At 37.7% G+C, this 1,595-nt stretch carries 1 protein-coding gene; it reads left to right on the forward strand.

Annotation, left to right across the window (positions count from 1 at the left end; all coding sequences use genetic code 11):
• Positions 1-194 precede the first annotated feature (194 nt).
• Positions 195-1,577 carry an IS200/IS605 family accessory protein TnpB-related protein gene (locus FTV03_RS17660; RefSeq protein WP_180042402.1) on the forward strand — a complete coding sequence of 461 codons (1,383 nt, stop codon included), beginning with the start codon at positions 195-197 and terminating at the stop codon, positions 1,575-1,577.
• The last annotated feature ends 18 nt before the right edge of the window (positions 1,578-1,595 follow it).

Here is a 1,595-nt window from a genome sequence, read left to right on the forward strand (position 1 = left end):
GAGTAATTAACTATAACTAAAAATATAGACAAATATTTGCATAAGTTCTCATTTTGTCTATGTCGATTCAGTAGTGGCAAGGTGGGTATTTATTAGAGATTTAAATGATTATCTTTTGTATTTTAGGTGAGTGTCTTGGTATATTAGCATCCATATCTATTGATTATCCAATCCCTTAACCTAGGCATGACTTTGTGAAATTAACACGCATTCATCACTGTAAAAACTTGAATGTGCAAAAGTACAAACAGCTTGAGAAACAAGCTGTTTTACTTGGTCGTATTCGTAGCGAGGTGTGGGCTAAATATGGTGCTATTTCAGGTTTGAATATCAGTGACAGAGCTATTCGTGATGCGTGGATGAAAGAAAGTCGTGACTTTGGTGTTTCTGCAAATGCGTGGAAAGAAACGCTACGTGATTGCGTAGGTGATATTAAAGCCTATCGAGAAGCATCAAAAGACAAAGTAAAGCAGGCGATCCGAAAACGCACCTCCTGTAATAATGAACAAAAAAGACTATACACCTTGCTTAAAAAAGATGAATGGATGACTGATAATTTCCTCCATCGTCAAATGCGTAATCACTTTAAGCATGGTGTTAATCACACACATAATCAAATTATTGTTCGTGCGGATATGTGTAAAACTTTTGAGTTAAATGGTCAATGTTGGCTTAAAGTGCCGAGTCTAGTCCCTCGACAAACCATTAAAATTCCACTAAACACCACTGTTGATTTTGCGCCACAAGGCACACTTAGAATCATTCTAAAAAACGGTAATGTTGAAGTTCACTCAACTTATGATGCAGTTGAAACACAGGATTGTGGTCAGGAAACCGTAGGTGTTGATAAAGGTTATTCAGAAGCCTTTGTGGATTCTGATGGTGAAGTATATGGCAATGGTTTAGGTAAATTGATCTCAAGTGAATCAGACTACCTAAATCAAAAGTACAAACGTAGAAATAAGCTCAGAGCGATTTCTAAAGCCAAACCGCACAAGAAACAGAAAATTGAGTTAAATAATCTAGGTCGAAAAAAACTAGATAAGCGACAAGATACTCAAAAAGCAAAGCTCAAAACATTAATATTTACAGCAACTCACAAGTTGGTTGATAAAGCCAAAGTGATTGTTGCGGAAGATTTAACATCCCCAATTCAAAGTAAACGCAACTATGGCAAAAACACCAATAGACGCTTAAATACATGGGCTAAAGGTTTGTTAGCTAATGCCCTAACAGGTATATCTCACCGTAGAGGTTCTACGGTGCATCTAGTCAATTCTGCATATACTTCGCAAAGTGATTCTTTCTTGCATGGCCTTTTAATAGGTACACGTAAGGGAGATCGTTTTCACCGTTTCAATGGGGAAGTTGTGCAAGCTGATTGGAATGCTGCGAGAAACGTGCTTGCAAGATTAAACGACAATGAGATAAGTCGTTATACGCCTTACAAAACTGTAAAGCGTATATTGCAAGAACGGACTGACCGCTACAAGTCGGAACTGACCGACTCAGGCTCTAGTTACACGCTTGGCAACAAGACATTAACAGAGTGCGAATTAGTCCTTGAGTATGTTTGAATACATTTTAAGGAACAG

Origin of the sequence: Acinetobacter sp. YH12218 (genome assembly GCF_013417925.1) — a bacterium.
GTDB lineage: Bacteria > Pseudomonadota > Gammaproteobacteria > Pseudomonadales > Moraxellaceae > Acinetobacter > Acinetobacter amyesii.